Annotated in this window: 12 protein-coding genes, 1 tRNA gene and 1 pseudogene; 8 read left to right on the top strand and 6 right to left on the bottom strand. The window is 62.0% G+C overall.

Features of this window, described 5'->3' with window-relative positions; all coding sequences use genetic code 11:
- Positions 1-85: 85 nt before the first annotated feature.
- From NKL06_RS06655 to NKL06_RS06645, 3 genes are all read right to left on the bottom strand, one after another.
- Positions 86-1,876 (bottom strand): tyrosine-type recombinase/integrase, encoded by a 1,791-nt coding sequence (locus tag NKL06_RS06655; protein WP_502896379.1) that lies wholly within the window; start codon positions 1,874-1,876, stop codon positions 86-88.
- Positions 1,877-1,992: 116 nt separating this feature from the next.
- Positions 1,993-2,067, bottom strand: a tRNA-Gln gene (locus NKL06_RS06650).
- Positions 2,068-2,177: 110 nt separating this feature from the next.
- Positions 2,178-2,522 (bottom strand): VOC family protein, encoded by a 345-nt coding sequence (locus tag NKL06_RS06645; RefSeq protein ID WP_023692730.1) that lies wholly within the window; start codon positions 2,520-2,522, stop codon positions 2,178-2,180.
- Between the two features lie 215 nt (positions 2,523-2,737).
- On the opposite strand from NKL06_RS06645, the gene ppdK reads away from it, so the two are divergent.
- From ppdK to NKL06_RS06630, 3 genes are all read left to right on the top strand, one after another.
- Positions 2,738-5,443 (top strand): pyruvate, phosphate dikinase, encoded by a 2,706-nt coding sequence (gene ppdK, locus NKL06_RS06640; RefSeq protein ID WP_023692731.1) that lies wholly within the window; start codon positions 2,738-2,740, stop codon positions 5,441-5,443.
- Positions 5,444-5,617: 174 nt separating this feature from the next.
- On the top strand, positions 5,618-6,718 hold the full coding sequence (locus tag NKL06_RS06635; protein ID WP_023692732.1) for a glycosyltransferase family 9 protein: 1,101 nt from the start codon (positions 5,618-5,620) through the stop codon (positions 6,716-6,718).
- A gap of 89 nt (positions 6,719-6,807) precedes the next feature.
- On the top strand, positions 6,808-7,584 hold the full coding sequence (locus tag NKL06_RS06630; protein ID WP_050587064.1) for a polysaccharide deacetylase family protein: 777 nt from the start codon (positions 6,808-6,810) through the stop codon (positions 7,582-7,584).
- Positions 7,585-7,749: 165 nt separating this feature from the next.
- Here NKL06_RS06630 and NKL06_RS06625 read toward each other — a convergent pair.
- Together NKL06_RS06625 and NKL06_RS06620 are read right to left on the bottom strand one after the other, a co-directional pair.
- A pseudogene (locus NKL06_RS06625) lies at positions 7,750-8,141 on the bottom strand (DUF427 domain-containing protein).
- A gap of 160 nt (positions 8,142-8,301) precedes the next feature.
- Positions 8,302-8,661, bottom strand: a complete 360-nt coding sequence (locus NKL06_RS06620) for a hypothetical protein (RefSeq protein ID WP_023670697.1) — start codon at positions 8,659-8,661, stop codon at positions 8,302-8,304.
- A gap of 312 nt (positions 8,662-8,973) precedes the next feature.
- Between NKL06_RS06620 and NKL06_RS06615 the strand changes: the two genes are divergently transcribed.
- Complete coding sequence (locus tag NKL06_RS06615; protein WP_023692734.1) at positions 8,974-10,602, top strand: fatty-acid--CoA ligase; 1,629 nt, start codon at positions 8,974-8,976, stop codon at positions 10,600-10,602.
- 122 nt (positions 10,603-10,724) lie between these two features.
- A complete protein-coding gene (locus NKL06_RS06610) occupies positions 10,725-11,507 on the top strand; it encodes a DUF1499 domain-containing protein (RefSeq protein WP_023684603.1) in 783 nt (260 codons plus the stop codon).
- A gap of 4 nt (positions 11,508-11,511) precedes the next feature.
- On the opposite strand, the gene NKL06_RS06605 is transcribed toward NKL06_RS06610, so the two are convergent.
- Entirely contained in the window at positions 11,512-12,420 is a 909-nt protein-coding gene (locus NKL06_RS06605) for an MBL fold metallo-hydrolase (RefSeq protein WP_023692735.1), read from the bottom strand.
- A 117-nt stretch (positions 12,421-12,537) separates the two neighbouring features.
- On the opposite strand from NKL06_RS06605, the gene NKL06_RS06600 reads away from it, so the two are divergent.
- The 3 genes from NKL06_RS06600 (at position 12,538) to rfbC (ending at position 14,839) form a co-directional block, all read left to right on the top strand.
- Entirely contained in the window at positions 12,538-13,131 is a 594-nt protein-coding gene (locus NKL06_RS06600) for a biotin transporter BioY (protein WP_023692736.1), read from the top strand.
- Positions 13,132-13,401: 270 nt separating this feature from the next.
- A complete protein-coding gene (gene rfbA, locus NKL06_RS06595; RefSeq protein WP_023692737.1) occupies positions 13,402-14,283 on the top strand; it encodes a glucose-1-phosphate thymidylyltransferase RfbA in 882 nt (293 codons plus the stop codon).
- Position 14,284: 1 nt separating this feature from the next.
- The gene (gene rfbC, locus NKL06_RS06590) at positions 14,285-14,839 is read left to right on the top strand and encodes a dTDP-4-dehydrorhamnose 3,5-epimerase (RefSeq protein WP_023692738.1); all 555 of its coding nucleotides are present in this window, start codon (positions 14,285-14,287) and stop codon (positions 14,837-14,839) included.
- Positions 14,840-14,842: the final 3 nt, after the last annotated feature.

Genomic DNA, 14,842 nt, shown 5'->3' with positions numbered 1-14,842 from the left:
TGCTAAGCAAGGTCGGTCGGCCTGTGCTTCCGCTTTTTCAGCACCAGCAACCGGCACGATGTATTGAATGAGTGGCCTAATCCTATCAGCTGGGGTCACGGGTTCTTGCTGATGATCGGGGTCGCCTCCGATACCTCAATTGTGGACGAACGAACGGTTTCACATTCGCTCGAGCTTGAAGCGAAGCTAGTACATCGACGCCGATGTCGATCGCATCGATAGCCATCTGAAGTTGTCTTAGGGCAGACGCTTTGACGTATCTGCTCGTCTCTCCGGGCGTGGAGTGACCTGTTACATGGTCCAGAACGGCGCGCTCGATACCAGCTTGGTGCATCAAAGTGCTGGCTGTATGTCGAAAGCTGTGGAAATCCAGCCCCTTCCGGTAGACACCTATGTCGCGCCGATAGCGTGTGAACCACTTTGAAAATGAATGACCCAGACGATTGTCCGCTCCGCCGGGCTTCAAGTTCGTAAAGAGCCTCGTCTGTCGTGCTTTGCGACAGTGGTCCACGTACTCCAAAAAGCCAATCCGGATAAGCGCAGAGTGGAGCGGCACCTGACGCGCAGCGTTCGCATTTTTCAACATCCGCGGAGGGTTGTCATTGATGTCGAAATATACGATGCCATCGGATTCCCTAACGTCATCGACATGAAGCTGCGCAATCTCTTCTTGCCGCATTCCCGAAAAAAGGGCGATCAAGGGAAGCCAGTAGCGCTCATCCTTAAGGACCAGAGAACCTGGCTCGGCTCGGCGAGCTTCCGACTTGCAGCCCGTATAAATTGGTGACGTGAATAGCACCTTCAGCTCCGGCGCCGTCCACATGTCCCGCTGTTCCGAAGCCTTTTTCGACGCTGCGAAGCGGAATCCACTGAAAATGTTTTGCTCGACCGATCCAGCTGACAGCACGGCAGCCCACAGGCCGCTTAGGACAGAAAAATGCCGTTTGACTGTACGCTGCGTTAGCAGCTGCACGTCTCTGGCAGTCGCTTGTGCTGCGGCAATCTTCAGAATCCCGTCTACCGTCTGACCCCGATAGGCAGGAGCTTTCGAATAGTCCCAGGGCAACCGTTGGACTTTCTTGCGAAACTCGTCGGCATCAGCGCGGGTGTAGGCCTGGAGAGGACGATCACCACAAATCTCTGCAAACAACCGATAGGTCGCTCGCGCCTGCGAGGCAGTCTGTTGATCCCAGTTTTTGATCGCAATTTGGTCCGAACGAAAAGCCTCAGCGATCTCTGAGAAGGTCGGGCCGATATTCGGCGCCTTCTGAACAAGAGTCGGGAGGGGCACTGTCTGCTGGGAAAGTCCTCCGCCGGTGCTCCCATCGAGAGCAGTTCTAACCAACTTGTCCTTTGATTCGTAGTTGTAGTCGCCTTCTTGCCGGGCGCGCAGCTCGCCAATGATGTCGATGCTCGCGCGTAAAATCGCCTGTCGGATTTGGTTGTATTCGCCTGGGCCAAGGTCGGCTTGAGACAAATTTCGGCGAGCCATCACGACTTGGGCGGCGGGATTGGCCTTTTCGAAGTCGTCCTTGCGTAGGGCGTCGCGCTGTTCCGCGAGCGATTGATCGAGATATTCCGACCGCGCTCGGTGATCCTCTTCGGACCACTGTTGCTCGGGAAAGAGCCGCCTGTGGTCATCAATGGTCAGAGTGAGCTCATAAAACTCTTTAACCAACCCGGCGATTTCATCGGATGAGAGCATGGTGGCGGCTGCGAAAAGTCCCTCGGAATGCCTGTAAAGCAGATCGGCGCGCATTCTGGCAGAGGCAATCGTATTTGTGGACAGGCTGCGTACCAGCTCGGAGCGTCCGATGCGCAGACGCAGGATCATTGGCACGACCCTGCGAAAATGAAAGACGCCACCGCGCCGTATTACATTGAGTAGGCGGCGTCCTCGACCGCTTTTGTAGCAGTCATTTGTAGCAACCCTCGATGCTGCTTCTCCACCTGCGGAAGAAAGTGAGCTAGAACAGTCATTTAGGGTTTTTTTGGCTGGGGCGCCAGGATTCGAACCTGGGAATGTCGGTACCAAAAACCGATGCCTTACCACTTGGCGACGCCCCAGCAAGCGAGCTTTGCCCGTTGCGCGCGGCCTTATAGGACGAGCGGCACGAAAGCTCAATGCCGAGTTGGCCACTGTGCAAAACTGATCCACCGCTTGGCGCGGGGGCGCGCTATTCGCTCCAGACCGCCAACTCGTTGCCAGCGGGATCGGTGAAATGGAACCGCCTGCCGCCCGGGAACGAGAATATCGGCTTGACGATCGTGCCGCCGGCGCTTTCGACAACGTCGAGCGTTGCTTCCAGATCCTGCGAATAGAGCACCGGCAATGGTTTCGCCGGCGCCTCCGCCGCATCGGCCTGGAAGCCGCCATCGAGCCCTTCGCCGAAGGCCGAATAGGTCGGCCCGTAATCGGTGAACGACCACGAGAAGGCGGCGCTGTAGAAAGCCTTGACGCTGTCCAGCGTCGCGCCGGTCGCGGGCAGTTCGAGATAGTCGAGTTTTCCGTTGAGTTTCATCACGCTGCTCCCAACTTGTTCCCTATATGTTCTATATCCTGGGCAGCGATCCGGCAAGTCTTTTCGACGCAGCTTTTGCTTAATCGATTGTAGTCGCCGGGCTTCGCTGCCACACCTTGCCTTTCGCACTGCAGCATAATAACGCTCGGGTCGGAACGCGGGGGAACCGGGTCTTGGCCCCGGTGTTCTATCTTCCGAGGACTTGGAGGGCGAGCATGACCAAATGGGTCTACACCTTCGGCGATGGCGCCGCGGAGGGACGTGCGGGCGACCGCAACCTTCTCGGCGGCAAAGGCGCCAATCTGGCCGAGATGTGCAGTCTTGGCCTGCCCGTGCCGCCGGGCTTCACCCTCACCACCGAAGTCTGCAACGCCTATTACGCCAACGGCAACAGCTATCCGGCCGCGTTGCAGGCCGATGTCGTCAAGGCGCTGGACCATATCGGGCAGCTGACGGGGCGCCGTTTCGGCGATCCGTCGAAGCTGCTTCTGGTCTCGGTCCGCTCCGGGGCCAGGGCCTCGATGCCGGGCATGATGGACACCGTGCTCAATCTCGGCCTCAATGACGAGACGGTCGAGGCGTTGGCAGCCGATTCCGGCGATGCCCGCTTTGCCTATGACAGCTACCGCCGCTTCATTCAGATGTATTCCGATGTCGTCATGGGTCTCGACCACGAAGTGTTCGAGGAAATCCTGGAGGACCAGAAGGCGAGCCTCGGCCACGAGCTCGACACCGAACTGACAGCGCAGGAATGGCAGAGCGTCATCGCCCTTTACAAGGCCAAGGTCGAGGAGGAACTCGACAAGCCGTTTCCGCAGGACCCGCACGAGCAGCTGTGGGGGGCGATCGGCGCGGTATTTTCCAGCTGGATGAACAACCGCGCCATCACCTACCGGCGCCTACACGACATCCCGGAAAGCTGGGGCACGGCGGTCAATGTCCAGGCCATGGTATTCGGCAACATGGGCGAGACGTCGGCCACCGGCGTCGCCTTCACGCGCAACCCCTCGACCGGCGAAAAGATGCTCTATGGCGAATTCCTGGTGAACGCGCAGGGCGAGGATGTCGTAGCCGGCATCCGCACGCCGCAAAACATCACCGAGGCGGCGCGCATCGCCGCCGGCTCCGACAAGCCGTCGCTGCAGAAACTGATGCCGGACGCGTTCCGGTCCTTCGTCGACATCTCCGACCGCCTGGAACAGCACTACCGCGACATGCAGGATCTCGAATTCACCATCGAGCGCGGCAAATTGTGGATGCTGCAGACGCGTTCCGGCAAGCGCACCGCCAAGGCGGCGCTGAAGATTGCCGTCGAAATGGCGCGCGACAAGCTGATCACGACGGAGGAGGCGGTCGCCCGCATCGATCCCGCCTCGCTCGATCAGCTGTTGCATCCTACCATCGACCCCAAGGCCGCGCGCGATGTCATCGGCGTCGGCCTGCCGGCTTCTCCGGGCGCCGCGACCGGCGAGATCGTCTTCTCGTCCGCCGATGCCGAGGATCTGAAGACGCAAGGTCGCAAGGCAATCCTGGTGCGCATCGAAACCAGCCCCGAAGACATTCACGGCATGCATGCTTCAGAAGGCATCCTGACCACGCGCGGCGGCATGACCAGCCACGCCGCCGTGGTCGCGCGCGGCATGGGCAAGCCTTGCGTTTCGGGCGCCGGCTCGCTGCGTGTCGACTACAAGGCCGGCACGCTGATGTCGATGGGCCAGACCTTCCGCAAGGGCGACATCATCACCATCGATGGTAGCAACGGCCAGGTGCTGAAGGGCGCCGTGTCGATGCTGCAGCCGGAACTGTCGGGCGATTTCGCCGCCATCATGGAATGGGCCGATGCGGTGCGCCGCATGAAGGTGCGCACCAATGCCGAGACGCCGCTCGATGCGCGCATGGCGCGCTCCTTCGGCGCCGAAGGCATCGGTCTCTGCCGCACCGAGCACATGTTCTTCGACGGCGAGCGTATCGTCGCCATGCGCGAGATGATCCTGGCCGATACCGAGAAGGACCGCCGCACCGCACTTGCCAAGCTGTTGCCGATGCAGCGCTCGGATTTCCTCGAACTGTTCGAGATCATGGCCGGCCTGCCGGTGACGATCCGGCTGCTCGATCCGCCGCTGCACGAATTCCTGCCCAAGACGGAAGCGGAGGTGGCGGAGGTCGCCGCCGCCATGAACGTCTCGCCCGACAAGCTCAGGCAGCGCACCGAAGCCTTGCACGAGTTCAACCCGATGCTCGGCCATCGCGGCTGCCGTCTCGCCGTCTCCTATCCCGAGATCGCCGAGATGCAGGCGCGCGCCATTTTCGAGGCAGCCGTCGAGGCCGGCAAGAAAGCCGGCGCGCTGGTCGTTCCCGAGATCATGGTGCCGCTGGTCGGCCTGGTGAAGGAGCTCGACTACGTCAAGGCGCGCATCGATGCGGTCGCCAAGGCTGTCATGGACGAGACCGGCGTCAAGATCGACTATCTCACCGGCACGATGATCGAGCTTCCGCGCGCGGCGATCCGCGCCCACGTCATCGCCGCTACGGCCGAGTTCTTCTCCTTCGGCACCAACGATCTCACCCAGACCACCTTCGGCATCTCGCGCGACGATGCGGCATCCTTCCTCGAGACCTATCGGCAGAAAGGTATCATCGAGCAGGACCCGTTCGTCTCGCTCGACATCGAGGGCGTCGGCGAACTGGTGCGCATGGCTGCCGAGAAGGGCAGGGCGACGCGGCCCGACATCAAGCTCGGCATATGCGGCGAACATGGCGGCGATCCGGCCTCGATCCGCTTCTGCGAAGAGGTCGGCCTCGACTATGTGTCGTGCTCGCCCTACCGGGTGCCGATCGCAAGATTGGCCGCAGCCCAAGCCGCGGTGCAGATTCCCAAAACAGCAGTGCCGCGCCCCAAAAAGAGCGCCGCGGCATCCTGATTTCGACATAGTCCTTTCGGTATCGATGAAACGGCCACCCCTGGGTGGCCGTTTGGCGCTAAGCTTACGATTTTGTAAGCAAATTCACGCTGATGTGCGCGGCTCAACACGCAATCCCGACATCGTTTCCGCCCAATTTCACGGCCCCCCAACCCGCCCGGTGCCGAGAAAAAGATGTTACAGATTTCGCCCAGACCCTTCCGCTCGATCCTGATTATCCAGACCAAGTTCATCGGCGATGTTGTTCTGTCCTCCACGCTCGCCAAGAACCTGCAGCTCGAATATCCCGGTGTCAGGATCGTCTTTCTCTGCGAGGCGCGCCTGGCCAGTTTTGTGACCGCCCACGGCATCGCCTCGGAAGTCGTGACCTTCCGCCGCGCCGCCATGCGCGGCACCCCGCTGGAGCGTGGACGCGAACTCTATTCGATGATCAGCCAGCTGCGCCAATTCCGTTTCGACCTGACCATCGACCTGACCGATTCAAAGACATCGCGGCTCATCGTCAGGTTCCTCAACGCCAGCACCCGCATCGGCTACAATCCTCCGGAAAGGCCGCTGCGCTGGCATGAGCGCCAGCCCGCCAATGTCTTTGCCGAGCCATTCGGTTTTGGCGAACGTCACTATCTCTACCGCTACCTTTCGCCGCTCGAGCCGCTCGGCGTCGGCCTGCGCGTGCGCGTGCCGTCGATTCGGCCATTGCCGATGGAGACGGCGAGGGCCCAGGCATTGTTGGACAAACACCATCTGCGGCCAAATGGCTTTGTCGCGGTGCATGCCGGCGCAAGTTTTCACGGCCGGCGCTGGCAGCATGAACGCTTTGCCGCCGTGATCGACACGATTTCGCGCGAAACCGGACTGGATTTCGTACTCGTCGGCGGCCCTGACGAGCGCAAGCCGGCCGAGCAGATCCTCGCCAGTGCCGCGTCGATCGTCAACCTCGTCGGCGCGCTGTCGCTGGAAACGCTGCTGGCGGTGTTGCAGCAGGCGCGGCTGTTTGTCGGCAATGAGAGCGGCCCCATGCACATGGCGGCAGCGGCCGGAACGCCGGTTGTCGGCCTTTTCGGCCTGACCAGCCCGGCCGTCTGGGGACCGGTCGGCGTGCCCAGCCTCGCCTTGCAGCCATCCATGCCGTGCAATTGCGTGGCAGGCAGCCTGTGCAATCCGCTCGATCCCAGCAAGGCCTGCTGTGTCTGGCGCCTCGAGGTCGAACTGGTCGTCGCGGCCGTGCGCGAAGTCCTGTCACGCACGCATGTGGAACTGGAACACGCCGTCTGACGGTGCGCGGCGGTCACATTGTCGGGATATCAGCTTTCTCACGGCCACTATCCCGATTTCCGCCTTGTTGCGGGTCCTGCGATGCGGCTATGACAGCGCCGATTCTCAGACAAGACAGGCATCCCTTGCAAAAGCTGTTTTGCGCCTTGGCGCTATCTATCCTGGCCGTGTCGTCGGCCCAGGCCGCGCCGCTTGTCGAGCCGACGCTGCATCTGAAGGCTGAGGATGGTGGCAGTGGCAATGTCGGCCGCGTCGCGCTTACGCTCGACGCCTGTGGCGGCCAGACCGATACGAGGATCCTGTCGGCGCTGGTGGAGAACCGGATTCCGGCGACGATCTTCGTCACCGGCATCTGGCTGAAGCGCAACGCCGCCGTCGTCGAGATCATGCGCGCGCATCCGGACCTGTTCGAACTGGAAAACCATGGCGGCCATCACATCCCGGCCGTCGACACGCCGCGCAAGATCTATGGCATCCGCAGCGCCGGCAGCCCGGAAGCGGTGCGGGCCGAAGTCGAATCGGGCGCTGCCGCTCTCGCTGGCACCGGCGAGCCGGCGCCGAAATGGTTTCGCGGCGCGACCGCCGAATACAGCCCGTCGGCTATCGCCATGATCCGCAAGCTTGGCTTCAAGGTCGCCGGCTTTTCGATCAACGGCGATGGCGGCTCGTTGCTCGGCGCAAAAGAAACTGCCCGGCGCATCGCCGCCGCCAAGGATGGCGATGTCATCATCGCCCACATCAACCAGCCGACCCACGCCGCCGGTGAGGGCGTCGTGCAAGGTCTGCTCGCGCTGAAGGCCAAGGGGCTGACGTTCGTGCGGCTGGATGACGCGGACGGTGTCGGCAACGACGGGACGACTGATTAGGCTTAGGCGGCGGCAGGCAGTTTCATCGCCTTTGGACTGACGTCGCCGACGTTTGAGATTAGCCGAGGCCTCTAAACTTCGTCATCCCAGGATGAAACAGGAGCGAAGCTCCATCGCGAAGACCCTGGGATGACGAAGCGAGCAACGGCGGCTTGAGTCGCTTGCTCAGGCCGGTGCTGCTTCGATAGTGACCCTGTTGGGATAAAACGCGCCTTGGTCGCGAATCTCAGCCATTTCGTCGAAGGGCTGCTCATAGCCCCACATCGCGTCCTTGCCGGTCTCACCGGCCGGCAGCACGCTCCAGTAGCTGGCGTCGCCCTTGTAGGGGCAGTGGGTCGACAGGGTGGTTTTGCCGAGCTGGGTGAAGTCGATGTCTTCGAAGGGGATGTAGAATGCCTGGGGGTAGGGCGGTTCGGACAGAAGCTTCGCCCGCGTCGATGAGGCGATCACCGTATCGCCGGCACGCACGACCACGGTACCGCGATAGGGTTCGACGGTGATAACCTTGCCGGGATTGCTCTGAAAGCCGGGGGCGCGGGGTTGGCGATCTGGTCCATGCGGGGTTCTCCTTGTTCGATTGGGAGCACAGTCCGATTGAGAGAGTGCGGGGTTGCTTCCCATGTCCCTAAAATGTGTCTGGAGAACTCGTTGCGCAAGCCTTCGCCAGTAGGCCAGAGCTGGCCTTCCGATCACTAAAAACGATCCCGCGTGGAATGCTCAGGCTGCGGTCTTGAACACGTCCATGAGGCCGGCATAGGCCGCGGCAATACCGGCTACCGGGTTGGTGCTTCTTGACGTCGTCTCGACCTTCAGCGGGCCGCCGCCGGTCGGCAAGGTGAGCAGCAGGAACTGGCGATTGCCGCCGTCGCCGATCGATGCGGCGGCGACATGCTGGCCTTCGCCTTCGTTCTGGACGCACATTTTGAACAGCAGCGTGCCGCCGACCGCTTCCAGGGCGCCGCCGACCACCTCGACAAATTCGTCTTCGGAGACCTTTTTGGCCTCCGGCACGAGATCGGCCAGACTTGCGGCAAGCGTGTCTTCAAGCTCTTTGTCGTCGAGTTGAATATCGTCCAACTGCACGTCTTGGGCCCCGCTGTCATCCAGCTGCCTGTCGTCGATCTGCCTGTCGTCGATCTGCTTGTCGTCGATCTGCTTGTCGTCGAGCTGCGTGTCCATGCGAACCTCTTTCAGTCGCCAATCCGCACCCCTACCCCGTTAACGAACTTTAACGTCGACGATGGCCGGATTGTGGCGGTTTTCTCCGCCTTTCGATCACTGCTTGCTTCAGCCGTTAACGGTTGGAGACGTCACGACTGGACAATCCTTCCGTTCGTCCCACAATGGAACAAAAGACGGGAAAAACGAGGAAGCAATGGGAGGAACCAGATGCTCGGACTGATGCAGGAATGGCCGCTGCTCTGCCACAAGCTGATCGACAATGCCGAGCGGCAGCACGGGACACGCGAGATCGTCTCTCGCTCGATCGAAGGTCCGGTGGTGCGCACGACCTATGCCGAGATCCATCGGCGCGCGCTGAAGGTCGCCCAAAGGCTCGAACGCGATGGCTTTGTGCTCGGCGACCGCATCGCGACCCTGGCCTGGAACACGGCGCGCCACATAGAGGCCTGGTACGGCATCATGGGCATCGGCGCCATCTACCATACGCTTAACCCGCGTTTGTTCCCCGAGCAGATCGTCTGGATCATGAACAATGCGCAGGATAAAGGGATCTTCGTCGACCTGACCTTCATGCCGCTGCTGGAAAAGATCGCCGGCGCGGTCAAATCGCTGAAAAAGGTGATCGTCCTGACCGACAAGGCGCATCTGCCTGAAACGACGCTGCCGAATGTGGTTGCCTATGAGGACTGGTTGAACGAGGCCGATGGCGACTTCGCCTGGAAGGTTTTCGGTGAAAACACCGCAGCCGGCATGTGCTACACCTCCGGGACGACGGGCGATCCCAAAGGCGTGCTCTACAGCCACCGCTCGAATGTGCTGCATGCCATGATCGCCGCCATGCCCGACGCCATGGGCCTCTCCGCGCGGGACACGATCCTCCCCGTCGTGCCAATGTTTCATGCCAATGCCTGGGGCCTTGGCCAGAGCGCGCCGATGATCGGCGCCAAGCTGGTCATGCCCGGTTGCAAGATGGACGGCGCCTCGATCTACGAGCTGCTCGACACCGAGAAAGTGACCTTCAGCGCCGCCGTGCCGACCGTCTGGATGATGCTGCTGCAGCATCTCGAAGAGACCGGCAAGAAGCTTCCCCATCTCAGCAAAGTCGTCATCGGCGGCTCGTCCTGTCCGCGCGCCATCACCAGGAAATTCCAGGACAATTACGGCGTCGAAGTCATCCATGCCTGGGGCATGACCGAAATGTCGCCGCTCGGCACGCTGTGCACCATGAAGCCGCAATATCAAGCGCTCGAGGGCGAGGCCCGGCTCGATATCCAGGGCAAGCAGGGCTACCCGCCCTTCGGCGTCGAGATGAAGGTGACGGACGATGACGACAAGGAACTGCCCTGGGACGGCAAGACCTTCGGCCGGCTGAAGGTGCGCGGTCCAGCCGTCGCCAGCGCCTATTATGGCGGCGTCGGCGCCGAGCAGTTCGACAAGGACGGCTGGTTCGACACTGGCGATGTCGCCCATATCGATTCCGGCGGCTACATGCAGATCACCGATCGCGCCAAGGACGTGATCAAGTCGGGCGGCGAGTGGATATCGACCATCGACCTGGAAAACCTCGCCGTCGGCCATCCCGATGTCGCCGAGGCCGCGGCGATCGGCGTCCATCATTCGAAATGGGGCGAGCGGCCGTTGCTGGTCGTGGTCGCCAAACCCGGCAAGGAGCCGAGCAAGGCCGATATACTGGCGTTCATGGACGGCAAGGTGGCGAAATGGTGGATGCCCGACGACGTCGCTTTCATCAGTGAAATCCCGCACACCGCCACCGGCAAGATCCAGAAGATCACCTTGCGCAAGCAGTTCAGCGACTACCGCCTGCCGACGGATTGACCGGGACCGTGCGTTTCCTTGACCTTCAAGCTACCGGCGGCAAAAACGTTAGGGCAGGGGATGTTCAATTTGAGCATCCTTTGCTCTAAGCGTCTGTGCGGGTTGGGGCGGTGCTGAAGACAATGGAAATTGACGAGCGGCAGACATCGAAGGCGGCCGGCTGGTCGCGGCGCACGGGCGCTTTTGCCCTGGTCCTGCTGCTGACCGTGCTGGCCGGCCATCATTTCGAACTGGTCGAAACGCCGGCCTTCCTGTGGGTGCTGGCGATCGTCGCCTTGCTTGCCGCGTTCGCTTTGCTGTTTGCCGGCCTCGCTTTGTCCCGGCTGTGGCATTTCGGTGACCGTGGCGGCCGCGACCTCTCGGTCGGCGCCCTGCTGGCGCTGCTGGTCCTGACGCCCTACGGCTTTGCCACCTATTTGGCGGCGACCACGCCGCCCCTGAGGGACATCACGACGGACCTCGACAATCCGCCAGTGCTCGACACTAGCGACCGCACCAAGGACATGAACGTGCTCGCGCTGCCAACGCCGGGCGAAGCGCGCCTGCAGGCCGACGCCTATCCGCTGGTCACCGGGCATAGCTACAATCTGCCTTTCGAAACCGTCGTCGACGCCGTTGAAACCGTGCTCGACCGCCGCGATTGGCAACTTACTGCGCCATATCCGGTGACGGACGGTCAGGACGAGGTGACGATATCGGCCGTTGCCCGGAGCTTCGTGGTCGGCCTGCCCGCCGACGTCGCCATCCGGGTCAGCAATGACGGCGACACGATCGTGGTCGACATGCGCTCAGCCTCCCGCTACGGCCGCTACGACCTCGGCGACAATGCGGCGCGCATCGTCGGGTTCCTCGCCGAACTCGACCAGGAGGTTGCAGGGCAGGTGGGTGCCGCGCCGGCTGAATAGTTCTCTACCCCACCGGCACAAAAACGCCGTCGATGGCCGGGTCACCCTGGGTAGCAACCAGGCCGCGCGCCACCAGGTCTTCGAGATGGGCAAGCACCGACAGGCCGGCGGCGCCATGCAGGCGCGGGTCGGTGTCCCGGTAGATAGCCTTGACCATGTCCGGGATCGTCCGGTCGCTGTCGCGGATCCGCTCGAGGATCGCCCGTTCGCGCATCTTGCGATGGGTCTTGAGGCCGCGCATGAAGCTGCGCGGCGCGGTCACCGGGCCGCCATGGCCGGGCAGCAGCAGGCGATCGCCGCGCGCGATCAGCCTGTCGAGCGAGGCCATGTAGTCGGCCATCGCTCCGTCCGGCGGCGCCACGATCGATGTAGCCCACGCCATCACATGGTCGGCTGAAAACAGGATGCCGGTGCCTTCGAGCGCAAATGCCGCGTGATTGGCGGTGTGGCCCGGCGTCAGCACCGTCCGGATCGTCCAGTCATCGCCCTCGACCAGCGCATTGTCGGGCAACGCGATCTCCGGGACGAAAACCGTGTCGGCGCTGGCGTCGAGCGGGTTGATCTCGCCGATCCGCAGCGGCCTTGCCGGGCGGTGCGGGCCTTCGGCCAGTACAATAGCGCCGGTGTGCGCTTTCAGCCGGGCTGCCAGCGGAGAATGGTCGCGATGCGTGTGGCTGACGAAGATATGGCTGACCGGCCGGTTTGCGATCACCTTGAGCAGCGTCTGGAAATGCGCCTCGTCATCGGGGCCGGGATCGATCACCGCCAGCGTATCGCGCCCGACGATGTAGCTGTTGGTGCCGTGAAAGGTGAACGGGCTGGGGTTTTTGGCGGTGACGCGCAAGACGTCCGGCGCAACGGTGACGCCCTCGCCATAGGCCGGATCGAAGCTGGTGTCGAATTTGAGCGCCATGGCGGTGTCGTTGAATCTCTGTTCAGGAAGACGGCAAAACTGATTGCCGCATAACACGGAAGCCAATATAGAAAAACGCAAGGCCGCGATCTGCGGCAATCCGGATTGGGGAAGACCATGGCACTTGCAACGACGATGCGCCCGCTTGTTTCTCTCGCTTTGCCCCAGGAGGGCGCGCAGCGCCTGGCAACCCAGCTTTTGCTGGCGATCGCCGGAACGCTGCTTTTGACCCTGTCGGCCAAGACGAAAGTCGTGCTCGGGCCGGTCGACATCTCGATGCAGACGCTGGCCGTCCTGCTGATCGCCACCGCATTTGGCCTGCGGCTTGGCGTCGCTACCCTGCTTCTCTACATGGCCGAAGGCGCCATGGGCTTCCCGGTCTTCCAGAGCACGCCTGAAAAGGGCATCGGCATCGCCTACATGATCGGCGGCACCGGCGGTTATCTCGCCGGCTTCATCGTCATGGCAGCCATTGTCGGCTGGGCCGCCGACCGCGGCTGGGACCGCCACCCGATCAAGTTGTTCAACGCCATGCTGGTCGCCGAAGTCGTCATGATGGCCATGGGCTTTGCCTGGCTGGCCACCCTCATCGGCGCGGAAAAGGCGTGGCAGTTCGGCGTTTTGCCGTTCGTCCTCGGCGACCTGATCAAGGTTGCGCTCGCCGCCAGCCTGGTGCCGGCGGTATGGTCGCTGCTGCCCAAGCAGCCCTGAAACCGGACAAATGAATGAGCCGGCGGGTCCAAGGCCCGCCGGCTTTTGTTGTCACGCGTCCGCCAGCCGATGGTGCAAGCCGGTTGCCAAATCGCCACGCCAATTTGCATCGTCAGCTTGTGGCTGGTAGATCAAATTGCCGCGAGACGGCAGATGCAGAGCAATTCTGGCGCCGATCCACGGCCGAGATTGAATTGACAAGCCATTGCGCGAAACCTAAGCACGAGCAACTTGATTTCAGGGCGGGGGCCGGCAATTCAAGGAGAGCTTGTGAAAGGAATAATCCTTGCGGGAGGCAGCGGGACGCGTCTTTATCCCCTAACATTAGCGATCTCTAAGCAAGTCCTGCCGATATACGACAAGCCGATGATTTTTTATCCGCTGAGCGTCTTGATGCTCGCCGGTATCCGCCAGATTTTGATCATTTCGACACCTCGCGACTTGCCGGTGTTTCGGGAGTTGCTGGGCGACGGTTCGGAATTCGGGGTCGAATTCTCCTATGCCGAGCAGGCGCAGCCTAACGGGCTTGCCGAGGCCTTCATCATCGGCCGCGACTTCATCGGCAAGGATAATGTGTCGATGATCCTCGGCGACAACATCTATTTCGGCGAGGGCCTGTCGCAGCTCTGCCGCGCTGCCGCGCAGCGCCAAAGCGGCGCGTCGGTGTTCGCCTACCATGTCGAGGACCCGCAGCGCTACGGCGTGGTGTCGTTCGACAAGCTCAGCGGCACGGCTTTGACGATCGAGGAGAAGCCGCGGGAGCCGAAGTCCAACTGGGCGGTCACCGGCCTCTATTTCTACGATAACGAGGTCGTCGACATCGCTTCGACGATCAAGCCCTCGGCGCGTGGCGAACTCGAGATCACGGCGGTCAACAACATCTACCTCGAGCGTGGGCAGCTGCATGTGCATCAGCTCGGCCGCGGCTATGCCTGGCTCGACACCGGAACGCATGACAGCCTGCATGAAGCCTCTTCCTTCGTGCGCACCATCGAGCACCGCCAGGGCATCAAGGTTGCCTGTCCTGAAGAAATCGCTTTCGAGCAGGGGTGGCTGACCGCCGACAAGGTGCTTGAACGCGCGACCCGCCTGGGCAAGAACGAATACGCCGCCTACCTGCGCCGGCGTGTCATCGAACTGACGGAGAACTAGAATGCTCGAAATCAGGCAGCTCGGTTTGGACGGCGTACTGGAGATCGTCCCGAAGCGGCACGGCGATGCGCGCGGTTATTTCATCGAAACCTGGAATGCCGAGGCCTTTGCCGAGGCCGGCATCGATCTGCGTTTCGTCCAGGACAATCATTCCTATTCGGCTGCCGCAGGTGTCGTGCGGGGGCTTCACTATCAGCTGCCCCCACGCGCGCAGGACAAGTTGCTGCGTGTGATCAGAGGCAAGATCCTCGACGTCGCGGTCGACATCCGCCGCAGCTCGAAAACCTTCGGAAAATGGGTCGCGCTCGAGATATCGGCCGAGAAAGGCAACCAGATCCTGGTGCCGAAGGGTTTCGCGCACGGTTTCGTCACGCTCGTGCCGGACACCGAGGTTCTGTATAAGGTCACCGACACCTATTCGCCGGCGCATGATCGATCGATCCGTTTCGACGATCCTGATATCGGCATCGATTGGCCGTCGCCGGCCGGCGCCTTCGAGCTCTCGGCCAAGGACCTCAAGGCGCCGACGCTTGCCACGGCCGAGGTGTTCGCATGACGC

Origin of the sequence: Mesorhizobium sp. C268A, assembly GCF_040324475.1 — a bacterium.
Taxonomy (GTDB): Bacteria; Pseudomonadota; Alphaproteobacteria; order Rhizobiales; family Rhizobiaceae; genus Mesorhizobium.
This window is presented reverse-complemented; position numbering and strand designations above follow the sequence as displayed.